27 protein-coding genes are annotated in these 26,077 nt (G+C 31.9%); 25 read left to right on the top strand and 2 right to left on the bottom strand.

The genetic code is table 11. The annotated features are described in order from the left end of the window. The first annotated feature begins 27 nt into the window (after nt 1–27). The 14 genes from BK821_RS09235 (at nt 28) to sucB (ending at nt 13,782) form a co-directional block, all read left to right on the top strand. Nucleotides 28–513, top strand: a complete 486-nt coding sequence (locus BK821_RS09235) for a dihydrofolate reductase (protein ID WP_046837414.1) — start codon at nt 28–30, stop codon at nt 511–513. Between the two features lie 10 nt (nt 514–523). Beyond that, nucleotides 524–1,363, top strand: coding sequence for a DegV family protein (locus BK821_RS09230; protein ID WP_046837415.1), 840 nt, complete (start codon nt 524–526; stop codon nt 1,361–1,363). Between the two features lie 132 nt (nt 1,364–1,495). Further along, nucleotides 1,496–2,023 carry a peptide-methionine (S)-S-oxide reductase MsrA gene (gene msrA / locus BK821_RS09225; protein WP_046837416.1) on the top strand — a complete coding sequence of 176 codons (528 nt, stop codon included), beginning with the start codon at nt 1,496–1,498 and terminating at the stop codon, nt 2,021–2,023. After that, a complete protein-coding gene (gene msrB / locus BK821_RS09220; RefSeq protein ID WP_071331586.1) occupies nt 2,016–2,444 on the top strand; it encodes a peptide-methionine (R)-S-oxide reductase MsrB in 429 nt (142 codons plus the stop codon). The genes msrA and msrB overlap by 8 nt, the downstream gene beginning before the upstream one ends. 14 nt (nt 2,445–2,458) lie before the next feature. Beyond that, nucleotides 2,459–2,959: a PTS sugar transporter subunit IIA gene (locus BK821_RS09215; RefSeq protein ID WP_046837418.1), complete on the top strand. Its 501-nt coding sequence runs from the start codon at nt 2,459–2,461 to the stop codon at nt 2,957–2,959. Further along, complete coding sequence (locus BK821_RS09210; protein WP_046837419.1) at nt 2,959–3,180, top strand: YozE family protein; 222 nt, start codon at nt 2,959–2,961, stop codon at nt 3,178–3,180. The genes BK821_RS09215 and BK821_RS09210 overlap by 1 nt, the downstream gene beginning before the upstream one ends. A gap of 156 nt (nt 3,181–3,336) precedes the next feature. Beyond that, nucleotides 3,337–4,782 (top strand): S41 family peptidase, encoded by a 1,446-nt coding sequence (locus BK821_RS09205; protein ID WP_046837420.1) that lies wholly within the window; start codon nt 3,337–3,339, stop codon nt 4,780–4,782. Between the two features lie 22 nt (nt 4,783–4,804). Then, nucleotides 4,805–5,314 carry a GNAT family N-acetyltransferase gene (locus BK821_RS09200; protein WP_046837421.1) on the top strand — a complete coding sequence of 170 codons (510 nt, stop codon included), beginning with the start codon at nt 4,805–4,807 and terminating at the stop codon, nt 5,312–5,314. A gap of 10 nt (nt 5,315–5,324) precedes the next feature. Beyond that, nucleotides 5,325–6,398, top strand: coding sequence for an undecaprenyldiphospho-muramoylpentapeptide beta-N-acetylglucosaminyltransferase (locus BK821_RS09195; protein ID WP_046837422.1), 1,074 nt, complete (start codon nt 5,325–5,327; stop codon nt 6,396–6,398). A gap of 15 nt (nt 6,399–6,413) precedes the next feature. Continuing rightward, nucleotides 6,414–7,028 carry a phosphatase PAP2 family protein gene (locus BK821_RS09190; RefSeq protein ID WP_046837423.1) on the top strand — a complete coding sequence of 205 codons (615 nt, stop codon included), beginning with the start codon at nt 6,414–6,416 and terminating at the stop codon, nt 7,026–7,028. Between the two features lie 489 nt (nt 7,029–7,517). After that, on the top strand, nt 7,518–8,180 hold the full coding sequence (locus BK821_RS09185; RefSeq protein ID WP_046837424.1) for a response regulator transcription factor: 663 nt from the start codon (nt 7,518–7,520) through the stop codon (nt 8,178–8,180). Beyond that, entirely contained in the window at nt 8,177–9,532 is a 1,356-nt protein-coding gene (locus BK821_RS09180) for a HAMP domain-containing sensor histidine kinase (RefSeq protein WP_046837425.1), read from the top strand. The genes BK821_RS09185 and BK821_RS09180 overlap by 4 nt, the downstream gene beginning before the upstream one ends. Nucleotides 9,533–9,707: 175 nt before the next feature. Next, nucleotides 9,708–12,509 carry a 2-oxoglutarate dehydrogenase E1 component gene (locus BK821_RS09175; RefSeq protein ID WP_046837426.1) on the top strand — a complete coding sequence of 934 codons (2,802 nt, stop codon included), beginning with the start codon at nt 9,708–9,710 and terminating at the stop codon, nt 12,507–12,509. 13 nt (nt 12,510–12,522) lie between these two features. Continuing rightward, nucleotides 12,523–13,782, top strand: a complete 1,260-nt coding sequence (gene sucB / locus BK821_RS09170) for a dihydrolipoyllysine-residue succinyltransferase (protein ID WP_046837427.1) — start codon at nt 12,523–12,525, stop codon at nt 13,780–13,782. A 495-nt stretch (nt 13,783–14,277) separates the two neighbouring features. Here sucB and BK821_RS09165 read toward each other — a convergent pair whose 3' ends face one another. Continuing rightward, entirely contained in the window at nt 14,278–15,150 is an 873-nt protein-coding gene (locus BK821_RS09165) for an AraC family transcriptional regulator (RefSeq protein WP_046837428.1), read from the bottom strand. Nucleotides 15,151–15,262: 112 nt separating this feature from the next. On the opposite strand from BK821_RS09165, the gene BK821_RS09160 reads away from it, so the two are divergent. The 7 genes from BK821_RS09160 to BK821_RS13635 all read left to right on the top strand — a co-directional run bounded on the left by BK821_RS09160 (nt 15,263) and on the right by BK821_RS13635 (nt 21,565). Next, complete coding sequence (locus BK821_RS09160) at nt 15,263–16,129, top strand: sugar phosphate isomerase/epimerase family protein (protein ID WP_046837429.1); 867 nt, start codon at nt 15,263–15,265, stop codon at nt 16,127–16,129. 88 nt (nt 16,130–16,217) lie between these two features. Continuing rightward, nucleotides 16,218–17,108, top strand: a complete 891-nt coding sequence (locus BK821_RS09155; protein ID WP_046837430.1) for a sugar phosphate isomerase/epimerase family protein — start codon at nt 16,218–16,220, stop codon at nt 17,106–17,108. Then, nucleotides 17,105–18,247, top strand: coding sequence for a Gfo/Idh/MocA family protein (locus BK821_RS09150; RefSeq protein WP_071331585.1), 1,143 nt, complete (start codon nt 17,105–17,107; stop codon nt 18,245–18,247). The genes BK821_RS09155 and BK821_RS09150 overlap by 4 nt, the downstream gene beginning before the upstream one ends. A 36-nt stretch (nt 18,248–18,283) precedes the next feature. Beyond that, the gene (locus tag BK821_RS09145) at nt 18,284–19,288 is read left to right on the top strand and encodes a Gfo/Idh/MocA family protein (RefSeq protein ID WP_046837432.1); all 1,005 of its coding nucleotides are present in this window, start codon (nt 18,284–18,286) and stop codon (nt 19,286–19,288) included. A gap of 170 nt (nt 19,289–19,458) precedes the next feature. After that, complete coding sequence (locus BK821_RS09140; RefSeq protein ID WP_046837433.1) at nt 19,459–20,022, top strand: dihydrofolate reductase family protein; 564 nt, start codon at nt 19,459–19,461, stop codon at nt 20,020–20,022. A gap of 27 nt (nt 20,023–20,049) precedes the next feature. Then, on the top strand, nt 20,050–20,859 hold the full coding sequence (locus BK821_RS09135; RefSeq protein ID WP_071331584.1) for an ATP-binding cassette domain-containing protein: 810 nt from the start codon (nt 20,050–20,052) through the stop codon (nt 20,857–20,859). A gap of 259 nt (nt 20,860–21,118) precedes the next feature. Continuing rightward, entirely contained in the window at nt 21,119–21,565 is a 447-nt protein-coding gene (locus BK821_RS13635; RefSeq protein WP_169922582.1) for a hypothetical protein, read from the top strand. A gap of 120 nt (nt 21,566–21,685) precedes the next feature. Here BK821_RS13635 and BK821_RS09125 read toward each other — a convergent pair whose 3' ends face one another. Beyond that, nucleotides 21,686–21,886, bottom strand: coding sequence for a hypothetical protein (locus BK821_RS09125; RefSeq protein ID WP_046837436.1), 201 nt, complete (start codon nt 21,884–21,886; stop codon nt 21,686–21,688). A gap of 220 nt (nt 21,887–22,106) precedes the next feature. Here BK821_RS09125 and BK821_RS09120 point away from each other — a divergent pair, with 220 nt between their 5' ends. The 4 genes from BK821_RS09120 (at nt 22,107) to BK821_RS09105 (ending at nt 25,961) form a co-directional block, all read left to right on the top strand. Next, complete coding sequence (locus BK821_RS09120) at nt 22,107–22,919, top strand: VOC family protein (RefSeq protein WP_071331583.1); 813 nt, start codon at nt 22,107–22,109, stop codon at nt 22,917–22,919. Between the two features lie 17 nt (nt 22,920–22,936). Continuing rightward, on the top strand, nt 22,937–23,140 hold the full coding sequence (locus tag BK821_RS09115) for a DUF6501 family protein (protein WP_046837438.1): 204 nt from the start codon (nt 22,937–22,939) through the stop codon (nt 23,138–23,140). Between the two features lie 124 nt (nt 23,141–23,264). Then, a complete protein-coding gene (locus BK821_RS09110; RefSeq protein WP_046837439.1) occupies nt 23,265–24,056 on the top strand; it encodes an ATP-binding protein in 792 nt (263 codons plus the stop codon). A 15-nt stretch (nt 24,057–24,071) separates the two neighbouring features. Next, nucleotides 24,072–25,961: a vWA domain-containing protein gene (locus tag BK821_RS09105; RefSeq protein ID WP_071331582.1), complete on the top strand. Its 1,890-nt coding sequence runs from the start codon at nt 24,072–24,074 to the stop codon at nt 25,959–25,961. The last annotated feature ends 116 nt before the right edge of the window (nt 25,962–26,077 follow it).

The following is a 26,077-nucleotide window of genomic DNA, read 5'->3' as shown; positions in this document are numbered from 1 at the left end:
TAAATTCAAACAACAAGGAGGAAAATTATGACACTTTCAATACTTGTAGCACATGATCAACAACGTGTCATAGGGGTGAACAACCAATTACCTTGGCATTTACCTAATGATCTTAAACATGTCAAGTCCTTAACTACAGGCAACACACTTGTTATGGGGCGTGCTACATTTGATTCCATCGGAAAACCACTTCCGAACAGAAAGAATGTAGTGTTAACAAGAAATAAATCTTTTAAACATGAAGGTGTAGATGTCATTCATTCAATGGATGAAATTATGTCTTTACCCGGGCATGTATTCATATTTGGAGGACAATCCTTATTTGAAGAAATGATTGATAAAGTTGATGACATGTACATTACAGTCATTGAAGATAAATATAATGGAGATACTTTTTTCCCACCTTATACATTTAAAAATTGGGAAATTGAATCATCGGTTAAAGGTGAATTAGATGATAAAAATACGATTCCTCACACTTTTTTACATTTAATACGTAAGGAAACTTCATAGGAGGAAAAATATGAATAAAAAGAAAATTGTAACTGATTCTACTTCAGATTTATCTCAATCGTATTTAAGAGAAAATGATATTCACGTAGTACCACTTAATTTAACTATTGATGGAGAAGCGTTCATTGATCAAATTGATATCTCTTCTGAAGAATATATTCAAAAAATCGAAGACAATGCTGATGTAAAGACGAGTCAACCTGCAATTGGAAAATTTATTGAACTATATGATGAACTAGGGAAAGATGGCTCTGAAATTATTAGTATTCACATGACTTCAGGTCTGAGCGGAACTTATCAAACAGCTTTACAAGCGAGCCAAATGACAGAAAGCAATGTTACCGTAATAGATTCTAAATCTATTTCATATGGTTTAGGATATCAAATACAACACATCGTTGATTGGAATAATGAGGGCTTACCAACAGAGACTATCATTTCTGAGTTAGTCGAACTACAGAAGAATATTAAACTTTATGTCGTTATCGGCCAATTAAACCAGTTAATCAAAGGTGGCCGTATCAGTAAAACCAAAGGTCTTATAGGTAACATGATGAAAATTAAACCTGTCGGTACTTTAGTTGATGGTAAGATTGAGTTAGTTCATAATTCACGTACACAGAACGCTAGTATACAATTTCTAAAAAAAGAAATAAGTACGTTTATTGGCAACAAGAATATTAAATCTATTGGAATTGCGCACGCTAACATTATCGAATTTGTAGATAAAGTTAAAAAGCACTTTTCTGAAGAATTCAATTTCACGCAATTTGATACAAATGTTACAACACCGGTCATTACAACACATACTGGTCAAGGTGCTATTGGTTTAGTTGTGTTAAGATCTTAATATACAATTTTGCTATATAAGTTACATTCTTTTTAATACTTTAGTCTTAAATATTATATATACAATCAATTTTATAGCATATCTCTTAAAATAATGGTAACTTTATGACAAAATAAATATAGGAGGACTAATATGGCATATGCAACATTAGCCGGAGGATGTTTCTGGTGTTTAGTTAAACCATTTACTTCTTATCCAGGTATCGAAAGTGTTGTTTCAGGCTATAGTGGTGGACATGTGGATAATCCCACTTATGAAACTGTAAGTACGAACCAAACTGGACATGTAGAAGCTGTCCAAATCACTTACGACTCTGAAATAACTTCATTTGAAAATATATTAGATGTATACTTTAAAACTTTTGATCCAACTGATAATGGAGGTCAGTTTTTTGACCGTGGCGAACATTATGAACCTGCAATTTTTTATCATGACATTGATCAGAAAAAAGCTGCCGAAGCCAAAATACAGCAATTAAATGAGCAAGATGTATTTAATAGCCCTGTAATAACACCCATAAAACCATATAAAAACTTTTACCCTGCGGAGTCTTATCATCAAGACTACTATAAAAAGAATCCACTACATTATGAACAATATCAACGTGGATCAGGTAGAAAAGGTTTTATCGAAAAACATTGGGGGAAACAAAATGATTAAAAAAAACAAAAACGATTTAAATGACATGGAATATTTAGTAACACAAGAAAATGGTACTGAACCACCATTTAGAAATGAATATTGGAATCACTTTGATAAAGGTATTTATGTAGATAAGCTTTCAGGTAAGCCTTTATTTACTTCAGAAGAAAAATTTGAATCTGATTGTGGTTGGCCAAGTTTTTCGAAAGCATTAGATGACGACGAAATCGTTGAACTTGTAGATAAAACAATGGGTATGGTGCGTACTGAGGTCCGTTCAGAAGATGCTGATAGTCATTTAGGACATGTCTTTAACGATGGTCCAAAAGAAAGTGGCGGATTAAGATATTGTATAAATTCAGCAGCAGTACAATTTATACCGTTTGAAAAGCTTGATGAATTAGGTTATGGCGAATTAAAAAAACACTTTGAAAAATAAGGAGCGAACACATTATGTTTAAAAAATTATTTGGTAAAGGTAAAGAAATTAATAAAGATAGCTCAATTTATGCACCAATTACAGGTGAATATGTAAAAATCGAAGATATTCCGGATCCAGTTTTCGCACAGAAAATGATGGGCGAAGGTTTCGGAGTTAATCCAACAGAAGGAGAAGTTGTTTCTCCAATTGATGGTAAAGTAGATAACGTATTTCCAACGAAACATGCAATTGGTTTGAAAGCTGAAAACGGTTTAGAATTATTGGTTCATATTGGCTTAGACACTGTACAATTAGATGGTGAAGGTTTTGAAATATTAGTTGAAAGTGGCGATACAGTAAATGTAGGCGATCCAATTTTACGTTTTGATTTAGAGTATATTAAAGAAAATGCTAAATCAGTTATTTCACCAATTATTATTACAAACTCTGACAATACTTCATCTATTTCGGTCTCTGAAGTAAGTTCTGTAGTTAAAGGCGACACAAAAATTGTTGATGTGACAATGAACTAATGAAAGATCATTCATTCTATCAATTTGTGTTAACGGTCAGAGGCCGTAAGGATGAAAAAGGCACGCTTGCAGAAGAAATCTTTGACGATTTATCTTTTCCAAGACATGCAAAAGAATTTCATGTTTTATCTGATTATATTGAAACGCAAAGTAACTACACAATTTCTATGTCCGTATTTGACGATTTATACGAAGAATATACAGAATGGCTAAAATTTTAATCATTTCATGTTTGTAGATATATCTTTAAGTATATTACAATATTAAAGTGTCATATATGGAGCAGGGATTAATCGAATAAGGATCAATCCCTGCTCTTTTATTTTAATTTTAATGCGCCAGCAACTATTTTTACATAAGTATTAGGAAGTGATGAAATGTCCGAAAAAAATGACATAAATGAAGAACCACCAGTTACAAAAAAAGTGAAATTTAAGCGTAGTCATTTTATATTCTTATTATTGGCAACGATTATGATTACTGTGTTAGTAACTATTTTCGCCACTATTGCATTTAGTAATTGGAGTAGTGGTTTAAATAGCCAGCAACGCACTGAAGTTAAGAAAATAGAAAAAGTATATAAAACCCTTAATAACGAATATTATAAAAAAACAGACTCTGAAAAATTGTCTGAAGCTGCAATAAAAGGAATGGTTAAAGATTTAGATGATCCTTATTCTGAGTTTATGACTAAAAAAGAAACGACATCATTTAATGAAGATGTTTCTGGGGATTTTGTTGGTATAGGTGCAGAAATGCAAAAGAAAAATAATAAAATTGAAATCACTAGTCCAATGAAGCATTCTCCAGCTGAAAAAGCAGGACTTCAACCTAAAGATATCGTTACGAAAGTGAATGGAACATCCGTCAAAGGTCAACCCTTAGAAGCTATCGTTAAGAAAGTACGTGGCAAACAAGGTTCAAAAGTAACCTTAACAATAGAACGTTCCAACCAATCTCATGATATTACTATTAAAAGAGATAAAATCCATGTAAAAAGCGTAGAGTATAAAAAACAAAACAACATCGGTGTATTTACAATAAATAAATTTCAAAATAGCACCTCTGGAGAATTAAAATCTGCAATAATTAAAGCCCATAAAGATGGCGTACGTAAAATTGTTCTAGATTTACGAAATAATCCAGGTGGGTTGTTAGATGAAGCCGTTAAAATGGCTAATATATTCATAGAAAAAGGCGATACTGTTGTCCAGCTCGAAAAAGGAAACAGTAAAGAAAAAGTTCAAGCGTCAAATGATGCTTTAAAAGAAGCTAAAGATATGAAAGTATCTATACTTGTAAATAAAGGATCTGCAAGTGCCTCTGAAGTATTTACTGGAGCCATGATGGACTATGATAAAGCAAAAGTATACGGTACTAAGACATTTGGTAAAGGTATCGTACAAACTACCCAAGAATTCGATGATGGTTCATTATTAAAATTCACCAATATGAAGTGGCTTACACCGAAAGCGCACTATATTCACGGTAAAGGTATCGAACCAGATACTAAGATAAGTGAACCTGCTTATCAATCTTTAAATGTTATCCCAAATAACAAAACTTATAAGTTGGGTGATAACAACAAAAATGTTAAAACGATGAAAGTAGGGTTATCTGCACTAGGGTATAACATAGATAATCATTCTAAGACATTTGATAGCAATTTAGAATCTACAATTGAGGCTTTTCAAAAGAAAAACAACTTAGATATTAATGGTACATTTGATAAAAAGACAAATGAACAATTCACGAAACAACTCATTAATAAGGCAAATAAAGAAGATACAGTTCTACAAAAACTTTTAAAAAAACTACAATAATTACCAAGAGGTGCTACCCCTAATGATAAGAATTGGAACAACTAACGATTTACCTAGCATTATGAAAATTGTGGAAGAAGCTAAAGCTATTATGAAACAAGATAATAATAATCAATGGGACGATCATTATCCTTTAGAGGAACATTTTGAAGAAGATATAGCTGCTGAAACTTTATTTATACTAGAAAAAAATTCTCACATAATTGCTTTTATAGTTGTCGACCAACAGCAATCAGCGTGGTATGATAAATTAGAATGGCCAATAGATAGAACTGACGCCTATGTTATACATAGGCTAGCAGTTGCATCAGGATATAAAGGTGCTGCCTCTGAGTTGTTTGATTTTGCAGTAAATCTAGCATTAGATGATCAAATTCATGTTATGTTGACAGATACGTTTGCAATCAACAAACGTGCTCAGGGCCTGTTTAAAAAATTTGGTTTTAATAAGATAGGCGAAGCAGAAATAGATTATCACCCATATAATAAAGGTGAACCTTTTTATGCCTATTATAAAAAATTAGAAGAATAGAGGTTTTAATATGACGAAAACCGCATTTACCGGTGGAGGGACAGTTGGACATGTCTCAGTCAATTTAAGCTTAATACCAACAGCTTTAGAAGAAGGTCACGAAGCTTTCTATATCGGTTCAAAAAAGGGCATAGAGCGTGAAATGATTGAATCTCAATTGCCAAATATTCATTACCATGCAATTTCTAGTGGGAAATTAAGACGGTATATCTCATGGGAGAATATCAAAGATATCTTTAAAGTTCTAAAAGGCATTTTTGATGCTCGAAAGGCACTTAAAAAAGAGAAACCTGATTTATTATTTTCCAAAGGTGGCTTTGTATCAGTTCCAGTTGTAATTGCTGCAAAAACTTTAAAAATACCCACTATCATACATGAATCCGATCTTACGCCTGGATTGGCCAATAAAATATCTCTAAAATTTGCTAAAAAAATATATACAACTTTTGAAGATACTTTACAATATTTACCTAGTGATAAAGCAGATTTTGTGGGTGCGACTGTGCGAGAAGACTTAAAAACAGGTAATAAAAATAGAGGCTACCAACTAACCAAATTTAATGATAATAAAAAAATATTATTAGTTATGGGCGGAAGTCTAGGTAGCAAAAAATTAAATGATATTATTCGTCAAAATTTAGATGCATTATTAGAATCTTACCAAGTAATCCATCTTACAGGTAAAGGTTTATTAGATGAAAAATTGATTGATAAAGAAGGGTATACGCAATTTGAATTTGTTAAAGATGATTTAACAGATTTATTAGCGATTACAGATACTGTCATTAGCCGTGCAGGTTCTAACGCTATATATGAATTTTTAGCACTTAGAATTCCGATGCTATTAATCCCATTAGGTCTTGATCAATCACGTGGAGATCAAATTGACAACGCTAAGAATTTTGAGAGCAAAGGATTTGGCAGAACAATCCCTGAAGATACATTAACTGAACAACAATTAATGGAACAATTAAATGATATTGAGATGAATCGTGATGCAATTGTTGAGCAAATGCAAACATATAAAGAAAGTTATACGCGTCAAGACTTATTTCATAAAATCATTAAAGATTCACAACAATAGTTGGAGGTGTGTGCAATGAGTCGTTGGAAAAGAATATCTTTACTTATCATTTTCACTTTAATATTTGGCATCATTGCATTCTTCCATGAATCGAGATTAGGTAAATGGATAGACAATGAAGTATATGAATTTATATATTCTTCAGAAAGTTTTATTACTACTTCCTTTTTCCTTGGTGTCACAAAGATTGGCGAGGTATGGGCTATGATATGCTTATCTTTATTGCTAATTGCTTATTTAATGTTGAAAAGGCTAAATATAGAAGCTTTATTTTTTGCAATTGCAATGAGTTTATCGAGTACTTTAAACCCTCTATTAAAAAATGTTTTTGATAGAGAAAGGCCAACGCTTTTAAGGTTAATTGATATTTCTGGTTTCAGTTTTCCAAGTGGCCATGCAATGGGATCGGCTGCTTTCTTCGGAAGTACAATGTTTATTGCAAACCGAGTATTGCAAGGTAAATCAAAGGCCTTTATGATAGGTATTTCAGCACTGTTTATAGTCATGATTTCTTCATCTCGTGTCTATTTAGGTGTACATTACCCAACTGATATTATTGCTGGAATTGTTGGGGGCGCTTTTTGCGTAATTTTATCGTCTCTAATATTAAGGCATAAATTGCAAAGTTAAACGCCTATTGAATCATTGATAATATTCATATTAAAAAAGCAGTTGGATGAATTAATCATCTAACTGCTTTTTCGTGTCAAAATTTATTATAAAAGCCGATTTTACAATGTAAAACCGGCTTTTATATTTCACGTTGTCTCGCAACGTTAGTCTTTTACGGGCATATAAAAGGGGATATTTATGAAAATGATCATTCCAATTAAGAACAAAATATGTGTGGGGGGGAATGTCTTAGTTTGGAATTGAGAATCACTTTCAATTACATTATACATCATTGAGAATCATTGTCAATTAGAAAGAGAAAATTTATTTATTTCGTCTTTCTTACCATATAAACACTGGTCTCAAATGATATGTTCTAATCATAAATGATATTCATTCTCATTTCAAGTGATTACAAAATTATAAATCAACAAAATATTTACATTTTCGTCAGATGACTTTCTACATTATACATTTTCCTTTAATATAGAAATTGAGGTGCAGCTAATGACTAAAATATTAATAGTAGAAGATGAGCAAAATCTTGCTCGTTTTATAGAACTTGAATTAGAACATGAAAATTATTCTGTAGATATCGAATATGATGGACGCCCTGGTTTAGAAAAAGCATTATCAAATACTTATGATCTTATACTTTTAGATTTAATGCTTCCCAATATAAATGGCTTAGAAATATGTAGGCAAATCAGGCAAAAGCAAACCACACCCATAATAATTATCACTGCCAAAAGTGACACTTATGATAAAGTAGCAGGATTAGATTATGGAGCTGATGATTATATTGTTAAACCATTTGATATTGAAGAACTATTGGCAAGAATCAGAGCAATGTTACGTCGACAACCGAAAAAAAATGTCATTGATATTAGAGGTATCATTATAGATAAAGATGCATTTAAGGTTACTGTTGATAGTGAATCACTAGATCTAACTAAAACCGAATATGACTTACTATATCTACTAGCTGAGAACAAAAACCATGTCTTGCAAAGAGAACAAATTATTGCAGATGTCTGGGGCTATGATAGTGAGGTAGAGACAAATGTTGTTGATGTATATATCCGTTATTTAAGAAATAAACTAAGACCCTATGGTAAAGAAAAATATATTGAAACAGTTCGTGGGGTTGGGTATGTGATTAGAGAGTGAAACAAAGAAAATTAAGAACTAAATGGATGATGATTACTACAACAATTACGTTTTTAACCATTTTTTTCTTTAGTTTAATCATCATATTTTTTCTAAGTAATTCTTTACGTCACAATGAATTAAACGAAGCAGAACGGACTTCTCAGGATATTGCTAAACTTATAGAAACAAAACGTTTTGAAGAAATCACACCACTAGACTTAAATGCTTCACTTGGTACTTTTCAGAAAGTTATTATATATAATGATCAAGGCAGCAAAATAACTGAAACATCTAATGATCATTCTATTAATTTTTCGCCGGATTTATCCACAAAAGATACAGATCATATTGCCGTAAAAAAGAACCATAATACTAATTATTTGGTATTAACTAGACATATAGATACACCAAAGTTCCAAGGGTATAGTGTAATCATTCATTCTTTAGAAGATTACAACATGCTTGTAAACTCTTTATACTTTATCGCACTCATTTTTGGAATCATTGCAACATTTATTACTGCTATTATTAGTTACTTTTTTTCATCACAAATTACAAAACCGTTATTGTTGATGTCGAATAAAATGCAACAAATTCGTAGAGATGGTTTCCAAGAAAAAGTAGAACTCACTACGAATTATGAAGAAACGGATAATTTAATTGTTACTTTTAATGCAATGATGTTCCAATTAGAAGAATCATTTAACCAACAACGCCAATTTGTAGAAGATGCTTCACATGAATTACGTACACCACTTCAAATCATTCAAGGGCATTTGAATTTGATTCAAAGATGGGGCAAAAAAGATGCTGCTATATTAGAAGAATCATTAGATATTTCTTTAGAGGAAATGGAAAGAATAACTAAATTGGTTGAGGAATTGCTCTTGCTAACTAAAGACAACACAAATAGTACAGCAAGTGAACAGGAAAATGTTGAAATTAATCAAGAAATTGCTTCGCGTATAAAATCGTTAGAACAACTTCACTATGATTACACATTTGACTTTAATGCTTATCCTAAAGCACTTAATATAAATATTGATCGTTACCAATTAGAACAAGTACTGATTATTTTTATAGACAATGCAATGAAGTATGACCAAATCAATAAACACATAGAAATTCAAACCAACCTTAGAAATAAACAAATATCTATTGAAATCACTGATCACGGCGTAGGTATTCCCAAAGAAGACATTGATTTTATATTTGATCGCTTTTATAGGGTGGATAAATCACGTTCTCGTAAACTAGGTGGTAACGGACTAGGTTTATCTATAGCAAAAAAAATCATTGAACTTAACAATGGTACAATCCACGTAGAAAGTGAACTAGGAAAGTATACAACGTTTAAAATTACATTTTAATGCTTATTTTTAAATATTATATCCTACACTATTATATAAAAGATAAAAAAAGCAGTCCTATTTTAAATTAGGGGCTGCTTTTTTCTTATATCTAGGCTATTGGCACTTTAATTTGAGGATATTTAATGATATTATTGATTTGTAAGCGTTTCAACTATTTTGTGGAGGGTGTAATATGAGCAACGAAAAACAGGTTTCCGAGGCACCTGTAAATTTCGGGGCAAATCTTGGATATGTTTTAGATTTATATGATATATATCTAAATGATCCAGCTTCAGTCCCTGAAGATTTACAAGTCCTATTTAGTACAATTAAAAACGGTGAAGCTAACATCGCACCAAAAGCTGATGGTCAAACTACTGTGACTAAAGGTGATAGCACTATCAAACGTGTTATGAGATTGATAGATAATATTCGTCAATACGGGCATTTATTGGCAGATATTTATCCAGTCAATAGACCATCAAGAGAACACGTTCCAAAATTAAATATTGAAGACTTCAATTTAGACCAAGAGACGCTTGAGTCTATCTCAGCTGGCATAGTGTCTGAGCATTTTAAAGATATCTATGACAACGCTTATGAAGCCATTGTTCGTATGGAAAAACGTTATAAAGGGCCAATTGCTTTTGAGTATACACATATCAATAACAACAAAGAACGTGTATGGTTAAAACGTCGAATTGAAACTCCATACAAAGCAATATTAAATGACAAACAAAAAATTGAACTATTTAAAAATTTAGCTCATGTTGAAGGATTTGAAAAATATTTACACAAAAACTTCGTAGGAGCAAAACGTTTCTCTATCGAGGGTGTAGATACATTAGTACCTATGCTACAACAAACATTAAAGCTAGCAAGTGATGAAGGTATACAAAATATTCAAATCGGTATGGCTCACCGTGGTAGATTAAATGTCTTAACACATGTATTAGAGAAGCCATATGAAATGATGATTTCTGAATTTATGCATACTGATCCAATGAAATTCTTACCACAAGATGGAAGTTTAAAATTAACTTCTGGTTGGTCTGGCGATGTTAAATATCATCTTGGCGGCGTGAAAACGACTCAGTCTTACGGCATAGAACAACAGATATCTCTAGCTAATAATCCGAGTCATTTAGAAATTGTTGCACCTGTAGTACTTGGTAAAACACGTGCAACACAAGATAATACGGAGCAGTCTGGTGAGGTTTCTACGGAATTCCAGAAATCTATGCCTATATTAATTCATGGTGATGCTGCTTATCCTGGACAAGGTATTAACTTTGAAGCAATGAATTTAGGTAATCTAGATGGTTATTCTACTGGTGGTTCATTGCATATTATTACAAATAATAGAATTGGTTTTACTACTGAACCCAATGATGGTCGCTCTACAACATACTCATCAGATGTTGCTAAAGGGTATGATGTACCTATCATGCATGTCAATGCAGATAATGTTGAAGCAACTATAGAGGCTATAGAAATTGCAATGGCATTTAGAAAAGAATTCCACAAGGATGTTGTCATTGACCTAGTTGGTTATCGTCGCTATGGACACAATGAAATGGATGAACCATCCATAACAAACCCATTGCAATATCATGAAATACGTGAACATGAATCTGTAGATATTTTATATGGCAAACAACTTGTAAGTGAAAATATTATATCTGAAGACCAAATGAATACTATATTTGATGACGTTCAAAAAACATTACGTACTGCTCATGATAAAATTGATAAAAACGATAAGATGGATAACCCAGACATGCAAAAACCAGAAAGTCTAGCTGAACCTATACAAACTAAAGATACAAACTTAAGTTTTGATAACCTTAAGAAAATAAATGATGCGATGCTTTCATATCCATCAGATTTTAAAGTGTTGAAAAAACTTAACAAAGTATTAGAAAAACGTAATGAACCATTTGAAAGCGAAGAAGGTTTAGTTGATTGGGCACAAGCAGAACAGTTAGCATTTGCTACTATCACACAAAATGGCACACCTATTCGTTTAACTGGTCAAGATAGTGAACGTGGTACTTTCAGTCACCGTCATGCAGTATTACACGATCCTGATACAGGTGATAAATATGTACCTCTCCATCATGTACCAAACCAAAAGGCGACTTTTGAAGTACGCAATTCACCATTATCAGAAGCTGCAGTAGTTGGTTTTGAGTATGGTTATAACGTTCAAAATAAATCCTGTATGACTATATGGGAAGCCCAGTATGGCGATTTTTCAAATATGGCTCAAATGATTTTTGATAACTTCTTATTTAGTTCTAGAGCTAAATGGGGCGAACGCTCAGGTCTTACTTTATTCCTACCACATTCATTTGAAGGACAAGGTCCAGAACATTCATCTGCGCGTTTAGAAAGATTTTTACAACTTGCAGGCGAAAATAATGCGACGATTGTTAATTTATCTAGTTCTAGTAATTATTATCATTTATTACGTGCGCAAGCAGCGAATTTAGGTACTGAGTCAATGAGACCTTTAGTTGTAATGTCACCAAAGAGTTTATTACGTAATAAAACAGTTGCAGATCCAATCAGCAAATTTACTACTGGTAAATTCGAAGCGATTTTACCAGAAAATCATGAAAAAGACACTGTGAAAAAGGTTATTTTAGCTTCCGGTAAAATGTTTATCGATTTAAAAGAATATCTAGCTAAACATCCAAATGATTCTATTCTCATAGTAGCAGTTGAAAGATTGTATCCATTCCCTGTTGCTGAAGTCGAAGCATTATTAAATGAACTGCCTAATGTCGAAAATGTAGCTTGGGTTCAAGAAGAACCTAAAAATCAGGGCGCATGGTCATTCGTTTATCCGTATCTAAAAGAATTAACTACTGACAAATATGACTTAAGTTATCATGGTCGTATTCAACGTTCCGCTCCAGCCGAAGGAGACGGCGAAATTCACAAACTCGTTCAAAATATGATACTAGAGCAAAGTACAAATATTAAATAGGGGGAAGTCAAGCATGCCAGAGGTAAAAGTTCCAGAATTAGCAGAATCTATAACAGAAGGTACCATTGCAGAATGGTTAAAACAAAAAGGTGACAGTGTAGAAAAAGGGGAAGCTATTTTAGAGTTAGAAACTGACAAAGTCAATGTTGAAGTAGTTTCTGAAGAAGCAGGTGTTCTACAAGAATTGCTAGCTAATGAAGGCGATACTGTTGAAGTTGGACAAGCAATCGCAGTAGTTGGCGAAGGTAATGGAAGTAATAGTTCAGAATCATCAGCTAATGATGATTCACAGAAAAATGATTCGTCTTCAAATGATGCCCAATCACAACAAGTAGAAGAGCAAAATCAAAGCAATGATGATGCTAAGCAAGACAATAATCAGCGTATTAATGCTACTCCATCTGCACGTAAATATGCACGTGAGAAAGGCATTGATTTATCAGAAGTTGCTTCTCAATCAAATGATGTAGTTAGAAAAGAACATATTGCTCAAAGCCAACAACAACCTGCTTCACAGCAAGCGCCAGCTAAAGAAGAAGCTAAAAAACCAGCACAACAAAATCCAACTAAACCTGTAATACGTGAGAAAATGTCTCGTCGTAAAAAAACAGCTGCTAAAAAGTTATTAGAAGTATCAAATAACACAGCGATGTTAACGACATTTAATGAAATAGACATGACTAACGTAATGAATTTACGTAAACGTAAAAAAGAACAGTTCATCAAAGATCATGATGGTACTAAACTTGGCTTCATGTCATTCTTTACAAAAGCAGCAGTAGCAGCATTGAAAAAATATCCTGAAGTAAATGCTGAAATTGACGGTGACGACATGATTACAAAACAATATTATGATATTGGTGTCGCTGTTTCTACAGAGGATGGTCTTCTCGTACCTTTCGTTAGAGATTGTGACAAGAAAAACTTTGCTGAAATTGAAAACGAAATTGCTAATTTAGCTAAGAAAGCACGTGATAAAAAACTTGGTTTAGATGACATGGTCAATGGCTCATTTACTATTACTAATGGTGGTATTTTTGGCTCAATGATGTCAACCCCAATTATCAACGGCAGCCAAGCTGCTATACTTGGCATGCATTCAATTATTACACGACCAATTGCAGTAGATGCTGATACAATTGAAAATCGTCCAATGATGTATATTGCATTAAGCTATGATCACAGAATAATTGATGGAAAAGAAGCAGTTGGATTCTTGAAAACAATTAAAGAATTAATTGAAAACCCTGAAGATTTATTATTAGAATCTTAATCCACAACACAAAATAGTTTATTAATCCTAATACAACGGCGTTCAGCGTCGTTGTATTTTTCAATTCAATTACATACACATAATAAGACATGATTTAATAAAAAGTCTTATTAATTAATGCTTTATCACTTGCGTGTATACCTTCAACTAACTTAATATTATATTACTTTTAATAACTAAATCCGTAATAGCTAATAAAAAGCCTTCACTCTACCAGAAGTGAGGGCTTTTTTGATATTGATCATCATCGACTTCCATTGTCTATTGACGCTAATTTATGACATGACTGCTTGAGTAAATAATAGACTGTGTACATTTAACAAATAACAGCTTATTTAGCTCTTAAGACTGCTAAATATATGTCGTGAAATACTATAAATTCCAATAACGCACTTAAAAATTTAAGCAAAACTTTAGCATACGTTTAAAAATCTGAGTTAGAAAAATCAAAACGTTCCTATGTACTGCCTTTAAATTTTATAATGCGCAACAACATTAAATTAAATGTTGTTTATAATAGTCCCGAGGACTGCATCCATATGTTGTTTTAAAGCGTCTATAAAAATTAGAATAATCACTAAAACCACATAGAACTGCAACTTGTTGAGGACTTTCTCCATTTTTCAACATACACTGTGCACTTTGTAACCTCTTCTGTATTAAATAACGATAAGGTGGATATCCTACTAATTTTGAAAAATGCTGGGTGATTTTATGTCTGCTCACATAAAATTTCTTTTCCAGTTCTTCTAACGATATTGGTTCAGCGTAATGTAACTCCATATAATCTAATACTTGTCTCACTAGTTGTGATTCTGGATCATCTATGACAGTTATAGAAGTATTTTCAAGAAACACTCGGTTTAAAATAATAAAAAACTGGGTGAGTAAGGATTGCTCGGCTAATTTTTTCCCGAAACGTTGATGATCTTGTTCATCAATTAATCCTTGTAATAAATAGTATAATTCTCGTTTCTCTGATTCTTTAAATTGTAATTTGCTTTTAAAATCATTATTTTGTGTATTAAAACATGCAGCTAGCTGACAATTTGAATTAGATAAAGACGCTAATAATTTCCTATCAAACCTTAAACCAATACGTTCAGCGTGTCCATCCATTTGTTCATTTAATTGATGAAACTCATAGGGTGCAATTATCAACATTGAACCGACATCTAATTGGTATTGTCTTCCTTCTATTGTGTAAAGCATATTTCCAGATAATGAAAAGAATATTTCATAATGATCATGATAATGTAATTCATTACCAAAATGACCATCACTAATCTTATGCCACGCAATATATTCATTTTCATTAGGTAAAGAAATAGAATCTAATTTAACATTAAAATCCCCTGTGAATGACAATTTAGTTCCTCCTACTCAAAAAACAATCTTTTTCCCCTTAATTACAATGTTCATAATTTTCTAATAATTTATAATGTATATTATATCATTTATTTAGGGAAAGGTGAGTTATATGATGCGACCACAAATAGGTGTACAAATGATGATGCTCAAACAAGAAGTAGCAGAAAAAGGTATTTATAACGTTTTGAGAAGTATTGATACATTAGGTTATCATGCCGTAGAAGTTTCACAAATAGAAATGACAGAACACAATATATCTGAAATGCAAAGAGCAATTAATGACTTTAACATTAATATTGCGGCGATGTCCTGTGGTGTTGAAGATATATCAACAACTCAAAAATACCCAGGCGATACTTTACAACATAACTTTAATAAAATTGTTGCAGATTGTCATGCTGTTGATTGTACAATATTAAGAATAGGCATGTTACCTATTAATTATATGGGATCAAGAGAAAAAACATTACAATTTGCTAGCATTTGCGAAAAGTATGCTAAAAAGTTAAAAAAAGAAGGCATTGATTTATATTATCATGCCCATAACTTAGAATTTGTACGCTACGATGATAAATTTATGCTTGATATTATGCGTGATCATACAGAACAACTTGGTTTTGAATTAGATATTCATTGGCTATGGAGAGCTGGATTAAATCCAATAGATATTATTCCTCATTATAAGAACCGTATTCGCGCGATTCATTTAAAAGATTATCGCATCGGTGAAATTGACATGACGCAATATCCAGGAGAAGGGCAAGAAAAAATATATTATATGTTACATATGATTACACAATTTGCAGAATTGGGCCAAGGCACTTTACCCTTAAAAGATATTATCACATCAGCGTTAAACAACGGAAGCGAATATTTCTTTGTAGAACAAGATGAGCTATACGGATCTGACCCTTATAACTGTTTAACAGTTAGTCGCGATTATTTAATAACATCAGGCTATAAATCATGGTTTTAGCAATATATGCTATACAAGGTATTTATCAGCAATATCATATCTATGCTTAGTTTATGATTATATAAATGCAAAGAAGGCAAAATTATTTATGTTAAAAAATATCGAAATATCTGGATTTTCAGATGAAATATCATCTGATTTTGACGTACAACTAGCTACAGTTCATAAATTAGGGATGCGTTATATCTCTCTTAGAGGTATAGACGGTTACAATATCAGTCAATTTTCGGTAACTAACATTAAAAGCAATGTATTACCCAAATTAAAAAAATTCAATATTGGCGTATCCTCCATTGGATCGCCAATTGGTAAAATTTACATTGATGATGAAGAAGCATTTAAATCTCAATTACACAGCTTAAAAAACTTATGTGAAATAGCAAAAGTATTAGAATGTAACTATATACGCATCTTTAGTTTCTATATTCCAGAGACTGCTAATTTTGATGATTATCAAGCCGAGGTAATTGCCAAACTCAAACAATTTTCAAACATTGCAAAAATGTACGATATTACGCTACTTCATGAAAATGAAAAAGAAATATATGGTGATATCGCAAGGCGTTGCAATACGATACTTACTGAAGTCGGATCGCCACATTTCAAAGCTATTTTTGATTTTGCAAACTTTGTACAATGTGGTGAAAATACTCAAGCTTGTTATGATTTGTTGGCTGACCATATTAAATATATTCATATTAAAGACGCTGTATACGAGAATAATGCCAATGTTGTTTGTGGGAAAGGCAACGGGCAAATTAAATCAATATTACAACAGGCAATAGACCAAGGATATACCGGCTTCTTAACACTTGAGCCACATCTTGTTGTATTTGATTCCATTAAAGATTTAGAAATTAAGCATTCCACTGACACAATACAAAATGTTGTTAACGATGGGGCTGAAGGTTACAAGATGCAATATGATGCACTATTGGAAATTTTAGCTGATATTGAAACAAAGGAGAATGCGGAATGAATAATGTACGGATTGGAATTATAGGCTTTGGCGCACAAGGTAGTACTTATGCTGGGTTTATTAGTGAAGGTAAAGTGAAAAATTTAACTATTGGTGCTATCTGTGATACTGATCCAGAGAAGAAATTAATTTGTAAAGCATCATATCCTGATATACCATTTTATGATGATTATCTAGAGATGTTGGAGAGTGGCAATGTCGATGCTATTGTAACAACTGTACCGCATCTATTGCATACAGAAATAGGTAAAGTTGCGTTATCAAAAAATATTCATACTTTATTGGAAAAACCGGCAGATATCTACGCAAGTAAAGTGAGAGAAATTAATACAATCGCTGATACCAAACCAGATGTAACATCTGCAATTTTCTTTAACCAAAGGACAAACCCTTTATATCAAAAACTTAAATCACTCATTGACTCAGGTGAAATAGGTGAGATAAGACGTACAAACTGGATTATAACAACTTGGTGGCGCCCTCAAGCTTATTATAACCAAAGTTCTTGGCGTGCAACTTGGACAGAAGAAGCAGGTGGCGTATTAGTAAATCAAGCACCTCATCAAATTGACCTTTTACAATGGATATGTGGATTGCCTAAAAAAGTATTTGCTAATATTAAATACGGTTATCAAAGAGATATAGCAGTCGATGACGATGTTACAACAATTTTAGATTATGGTAATGGGGCTACTGGTGTGTTTATTACTTGCACACACGATATTATTGGTACCGATCGCTTAGAAATAACTGGAGATAAAGGGAAAATTTTAGTTGAAGACAGTAAAAAAATGACAATTACACGCTTAAAACAATCTGAAACTTCTATAAATCATACAATGACGTGGGCTGAAGCTTCTGAAATTTTTAAAGGCAATGAACTTCAAGATATTTATGATCAAGAAGTCATCGAATTTGAAAGTGTTTGGGGTGAACAACATATCAATGTGTTAGAAAATTTTGCTGCCAACATCATAGATGGCACTCCTCTAATCGCCTCTGGTAGGGATGGTATTAATGGAGTTAGCCTTGTAAATGCAATCTATCTATCCAGTTGGCTGGGGGAAGAAGTATCATTACCTGTCGACTCAAATTTATTTTATAAATTATTACAAGATAAAATGAATTTAGAAGAATAATATGATTGGTCACTATTTAGCAATGGAGATGATAAAATGTTGAACATTGGTATCATTGGATTAGGAGATATATCCTCGATTCATATTCAAGCGATTAACCAAAATCCTAAAGCACAATTAGTTGCAATATGCGATAACAATCCGTTATTAAATCATTCAGTTAAACATTCTCGTTTTTACACAAATATTGACGATATGCTTGAAGCTGAATCACTAGATTGCGTACATGTTTGCTTACCACATTACCTACACGCTTACGCTACTAAGAAGTGCGTAGAAAAAGGGGTACATGTACTTCAAGAAAAACCACTCGCTCTAAATACCCAAGAAGGACGTGAATTAGTAGCATTGGAACAACGATACCCCAATGTAAAAATTGGTGTTTGTTTTCAAAATCGCTATAATGATACATTGATTGAATTAAAGAAAATAGTTGAAAGTGGTATATATGGACGTCCCATAGGTATAAAGGGCGTAGTAACTTGGTATAGACCTGAATCTTACTATATTAGCAAACCATGGAGAGGCGTTATGAAAACAGCTGGTGGAGGCGTTATGATAAACCAATCTATCCATACACTCGACTTGATGCAGTATCTTTGCGGCGATATCATTTCGATTAAAGGAAGTATTACTCAGCTATTAGATTACAATGTTGAAGTTGAAGACACAGCTTCTGCACAAATCAAATTTGAAAATGGGACCCATGGTTTATATTTTGCAACGAATGCAGGTATTGGTAATTCAAGTGTCGAACTGCAAGTTATATTTAAAAATGAAAAATTTACTATTAAAGATAATATACTTACACGTTTAAATAATCAGGGAGATAAAATACCTATCTTAGAAGATATTAAAGCAACTGGAACTAAATCCTATTATGGTCCAAGCCATGCCAAACTCATAAATCATTTTTACCATTGCATACTGACTGATTCTAGTCATTATATTCATGCAAAGGATGCATTAACTTCTATAGCAATGGTTGATACTATTGCGCAATCATCCCAGTTAGAACAGTCTCTTCCATTTGTTATTTAATAAAAACACTGCATTTAAATTAAATTTTGCAACACACTTCAGTCAATGGTATTGAAGTGTGCTTTTTATTTTTAAATTGATAAAAAACAATGTTATGTTTTATATTTATTGTATTTTTAATTAAGCTTCAATACAATAAATGTAAAGTGATTTAAATAAGGGGGATTTACATGAACTCTACTAACAAAGTAATTTTGGATCTTGCTGTAACGTTAGATGGCTATATTGAAGGACCAAACGGTGAAGTAGATTGGTGTATCATGGAACCAGAGATGGATTTTATAGGTTTTTTAAATCAAGTTGATGCAATTATATATGGCAGAAAAAGCTATGACTTGTGGGGGACATATACACCTGATACTCACGATATTTCAAATGGAGATAGTGTAATGTGGAAACACATTCATAGTAAAGATAAATATGTATTTACACATCAGTCTTTAGCAAATGACAAAAACACACAATTTTTAAATGGAGACATCATCAAGTCAGTAAATAAAATCAAACAGTCTCACGATAAAGATATTTGGTTATATGGTGGATCAAGTATTATTACTGCTTTTATTAATCATAATCTTATTGATGAATATCGCTTATCTATACACCCAACAATCTTAGGTGACGGAAAACCTTTATTCGAAAATATAGATCATCGTTTTAATATCGCTTTACACCATACACATACTTATAAAAGTGGTGTGGTTCAACTCATTTATCGAAAAATGACAGAATAAATCAATGAATAAAAGGAATGATACATTGTGAATGTTGCTGTAGAAGCTGAAAATATTTCAAAAAGCCTAGGTACTAACTTAATAATTAATAAACTTTCATTTAACATACCTGAGCATTCAATTACTTTAATAAAGGGAAAAAATGGTGTAGGGAAAAGTTTAACATTGAAAATGATCGCAAACTTAATGGCACCAAATAATGGTAAGATTTCTGTTCATCATTCACTGAGTTATGCCCCTGATATGTTTCCCCAAAACATTAAGCTAACAGTTCAAGCATTTCTCAGTTATATGAATAAATTAAACGCCAATAATAATAATAATAATAATATTGATAAAATGAGTTTTTATTTAGACTTATTAAATTTAACGCATTTCCAAAACAAACCATTACACCAGCTGTCAAAAGGATCATTACAAAAAGTGAATATTATACAATGCTTGTTAACAGATGCTAAGATCATCATTTTAGACGAACCATTTTCTGGGTTAGATTACGATTCTGAAAAACGCTTGATAGATCATTTGAAAGTGTTGTCAAAGACTAAAACAATTATTTTAACAGCACATGATCATAATATTGAAAATTCAACTGTTACACATACACTAAATTTAGATGATCATTCATTTAATAGGATTACAACGACGGAAGCCTTAAAGTTAATAACTATTCCTAATCATAAATCATTGCATCCAGACATACAGAATTTAATACAGAGTGTTAATAGTGATGAAAATAATAGATTAATGATTAAAGTTTATCAATCTCAAAGTAACACTGTAATTCAAAAATTAATAAACGATAATTTTGATATTATCGAAGTAAAGGACATATAATATGCTATATTCTTTCTTAAAATATGAAAATTCAAAGTTTCTAAAATCATATGCTTTTATAGCTCCTGTATTCATATATATTTTATGCCTGGTAGGTATTTATATATATAAAAATATCACTGTTTTATCCAGTTTTGGCTCTACCGCTATTCTTTTATTTTTAGCAATGACTTGGATTTCTATTATCAATTTCAATAGAGATACACTAAATGAGCGACATATATTGTACGTTCACCTGAAAACCAAAACACGATACTTAATGATTAAAATGATTTATCAATTTTTATTTAGTTTCATCTTAATCTGTTTAACATTGTTATATCCCATCATCGTTGGTGTTTTTGATAAACATGTAACAGTTAACTTATTGTTCATTGGTATCGTCATACATATTATATTAAGTGCATTGGGTATTCTATTGGGTGCCTTTGTTACTAACACATCTATTGCTAACAAAAAATATACTTGGTTATTTACAATTTTTATTATTATTATTATTTTAACAAAAGAAATGATTATTGATAAAGTGCCAGTCGCTCAATGGCTATTATGGATATTTCCACCGATTAATAATATAATGAACCTCTTGAACTCAGACACACTATACATGCTCAACGTAAACTTTATATTGTCCTGTTCCTATACAGTCATCTATATTGTTATTGCATTTATAATCATTAACTACTTATTTAAAAAAAGTAGTTAATGATTATAGTTTAGTAATGGCTTTGATATATTATTTATAATAAAAACAAGCGCTATCTACAATGATATTAGTCGTAGACAGCGCTTGTTTTTTAATATTTAAAACTGATGAACCTTAATACTAAGCAATAAATACAAACAGCTCAATAATAGCGATGATTAAAAACACGAGAAAAATAATACCATATATATTATTTTTCTTTTTACTCGCTGAACTCGCTTCATTCTGTTTAGTTTTGCTATTCAGATTTGAAAAAAATGTAATGCCTGAATATACCGTTATTAATACAGTTAGTCCAAATAAGACCCAAGTACTAGACATCATCAAAACCTCCTTCAAAAATTTAAATAAATCTATTTTTATATGTGTATTAAAAATAATAACTTCTCATATATCTTTATTTTAATACATTTGTTTACCATATCCAATGCATATTAGTCATAATTTTGTGAAACTATTATCTATAATAAACTTCATCATACAAATAACTGGGCAAATACGTTATAATAGGTTGAAAAGACAAGATAGAGGGGTTAATATAATGAATGGTCTAAGAAGTGTTACCACAGGGACAAATGATTTAGAAAAAACTAAAAATTTATTTAAAGATGTATTAGGACTCAATGTAGCAAACAAGGGACAAGCGCTACGTTTTGGAGATGCTGACTTAAGCTCTGGTACACGTTTACATTTTGTAGAAATTCCTAACTATACAAATACTAATAACCACATTGAAAATATTGGCTTACGCGTACCAAGTGATGAAGGATTGGATGAGTACAAGTCTATTTTAGATCAACATCAAATTGAGCATGGATCTATAACAGATTTAAATGGCCATAAATATTTTGATTTTACCGATCAAAATGATCAATATTTCAACATTTTTTCTAATGAGCATAATATTGGAGCCCCATTAGGTATGCCTTCGCTGGAAAGTACTGTTAACCCACTTCACCAAATTCAAGGTTTAGGTCCAGTTTTACTTAAAGTAAACGAGCTTTTATTAACTCAATCCATATTAAGTAAAGTTTTTGATCTCACACTTTTTGCAGAATATTCGCCAAATGCAGATGCAAACTATAAAGTTCAAGTATTTCGTATAGGCGAGGGTGGACTTGGTGGAGAATTGCATATTTATGCCACTGAAGAACCCATAAAAATGCCGGAACATGGTATTGTTGAACAAATTGAGTTTGCTACTGAATCTAAAGCGCAATTCCAAAACGCAATACAACAACTTGAAGTTATCGGGATTGCTTATCAAACTTTAGACCAAGATGGTGAAAAATCATTACGTATCACTGAACATAGTGGTCTTACATTTATATTAACCTTAGAAAACAATGAGTAAAGAGAGGATTTTCATATATGTTACATGAAACATGGAAGACAAATACACCCGTAAAGAAAGTAGAAGTAGTACACACAGATGCTAAAAAATTCAAAGTATCTGATATGCTAACGGTTGGAAAACAATATGATGTGATTAATGAGACAGAAGAATATTATCAGATTATCGATAATTCTGGCCTTGTTGGTGGCTATTACAAAGAATATTTTAAAGAAGTATAATTTAAATACATCTCTATATAAATAAGACTAGGACATAATATGATATTGTATCGTTGTCCCAGTCTATTTTTAATGGCATCAAAAATAATATACACTATTTAAATTGACTAAGGAGCGAATTATAATGACGCATGCACAATATATTAATAAAGATGAAACTGTTTTTAATGATGCTCGATCACTAATGCAGTTAAATAAGAATATTTTACTCAAAGGACCAACTGGATCCGGAAAAACAAAATTAGCTGAAACGCTAAGCGAAACATTAAAACGTCCAATGCATCAAGTCAATTGTTCAGTTGATTTAGATGCAGAAAGCTTACTTGGTTTTAAAACAATACAAACAAATGCAAATGGTTCGCAAGAAATCGTATTTATTGATGGGCCTGTTATACAAGCAATGAAGGAAGGGCATATTTTGTATATTGATGAAATAAATATGGCTAAACCTGAAACATTGCCAATTTTAAATGGAGTGTTAGATTACCGTAGAAAATTAACAAATCCTTTTACTGGAGAAGTTGTCAATGCAGCGCCAGGATTTAATGTTATCGCAGCCATTAACGAAGGATACATTGGTACATTACCTATGAACGAAGCTTTAAAAAACCGTTTCGTAGTTATTCAAGTTGATTATATCGATGGTGATATTTTAAGTGAAGTTATCAAAAATCAAAGTCAATTACAAGATGAATCACTCATCAAAACAATTATAAAATTCAACGAAGATTTACGTACGATGACTAAGCAAGGTCAAATTTCAGAAGAAGCAGCAAGTATTCGTGCATTAATAGATTTAAGTGATCTAGCAACAATTATGCCGATTGAACGCGCAATTAAGCGTACAATTATTGATAAATTAGAAGATGAACGCGAACAACAAGCCATTTTAAATGCGGTTGAATTAAATTTTTAGTGAGGGATAATTATTATGAGTGATCGTTTTATAAAATTTAATGATGAGCAGTTAGACGCTAAACAGGTAATGATGCTACAAGATCTTGCTCGTCTATTACTAAAAAATGAACAAACACAAGTGAAAATACAAAAATTCCCTTATTACGATCCTATCAATAATACGTTGGTGACAAGTGCATTTTGGTCTCATAGAAACAAATCATTAGAAACTATAGGGTTGAAATCCGATGTGATGCTCGCTGCTTATGGCTACCATATGATGGATGAAAAAGTGGTGAATAAGGTCATCCATAATAATGAATTTAAGCATCCTAAATTCTTCCAACAATTATTTAAATTACTAGAAGATAAACGTGTTTTGAATGCTATTATGACATCTCGACCTTCTACAGCAAATGCTCTAAAATTGAGGAATGAAACTAGGCTTAACTTTACTCAAACTCAGATTAATGTGTATAAAACAAAGGCCACATTTACAGACTTATTATTTTTATACCTTGAAAAATCTTTTCTAAAAGAAGATTTCTATGATGTTCCTCAAATACATCATCAAATTGATGATGTGCTTATTCATATGTATCAATATCTTCCAAACTTTTTCTACAACGAATCTTCTGAAGATAATATGTATTTAGCTGAGCGTATAATGTTCCAAATCGATGACATTTTAAAAGAAGATATGTTGAATGAATATTATCATTTACCGAAGAAAGTTTATGAAGCAATACAGGAACTTAGTTTTGAAGATATCACGAGAACAGATGCAAGTAATTCAGATGGACAATCTGAAGAACAAAAAGATGAAGCAGTGGTAAGCGAAGAAATAGAGTCTAATAATCAAGATAGCGCATCAGAAGGTGGTGCTTACCTAGAAATGGAATTGCATGAAGGAGAAAATAGTGATGTCATGAGTGATAATGACACTGCGCGTGATGGTGATGCGAGTGATGACATGACTGATATGCAAACCAAAAAGGGGAAAGGGTCTACTGATAATGTAGAGAATGATGAAGGTGGTTCTGTCGGTCTTAATCAAGCTTTCGCGCTAAAAGGGATTAACCAAAATGTTGAAATCAAATGGAATAGACCAGATATTCAACCAAACTATATCATCGACTACCATAAGGTAGAATCTGAAGTACAATTTGAAATTAAAGATTTAATACAAATCATAAAAAAAACAATAGATAGAGAATACCAAGATAAACGTCGTAACCTTACTAAAGGTAGATTGCAGAAAAACTTACTCAATTGGTTTATTGATGATCAATATAAATTGTTTTATAAAAAACAAGACTTGAGTCAGACCTTTGATGCTACATTTACGTTATTAGTAGATGCTTCAGCAAGTATGCAAGATAAGATGGAAGAAACAATCAAAGGCGTTGTACTTTTCCACGAAACCTTAAAATCATTAAATGTAAAACATGAAATATTAGCTTTCAATGAAGATGCCTTTGATGCCGATGACACCAAGCAGCCTAATGTTATTGATGAAATCATTGCTTATGATCATTCAACATTTGATAAAGATGGACCGCGTATTATGGCATTAGAGCCCCAAGATGATAATCGGGATGGTGTAGCAATTAGAATTGGCAGTGATCGGTTAATGCGTCGTTCACATAACCAACGCTTTTTAATCGTCTTTTCAGATGGAGAACCTTCTGCTTATAACTATAGTCAAGATGGTATCTTAGACACTTATGAAGCTGTAGAAACAGCCAGAAAAATGGGTATAGAAGTATTTAATGTGTTTCTAAGCCAAGAAGCAATCACTGAAGATATTGAACAAACCATTCATAATATTTATGGACAATACTCTATTTTTGTAGAAGGTGTAGAAAATCTCCCGAATCTATTATCTCCTTTATTAAAAAAACTTTTATTAAAATCATTTTAAATAGGCTGTTTTTTATAAACAAACCACCATATATTTAAATATTCTGAAATTTATATAGACTAAATCTAATAAAGCGTGATAGAATAGATGATACTATTTTATAGGTTAGAAGGAGA

The sequence above is a fragment of the Staphylococcus sp. LCT-H4 genome, assembly GCF_001866145.1.
Classification (GTDB): Bacteria; Bacillota; Bacilli; order Staphylococcales; family Staphylococcaceae; genus Staphylococcus; species Staphylococcus succinus.
This window is presented reverse-complemented; position numbering and strand designations above follow the sequence as displayed.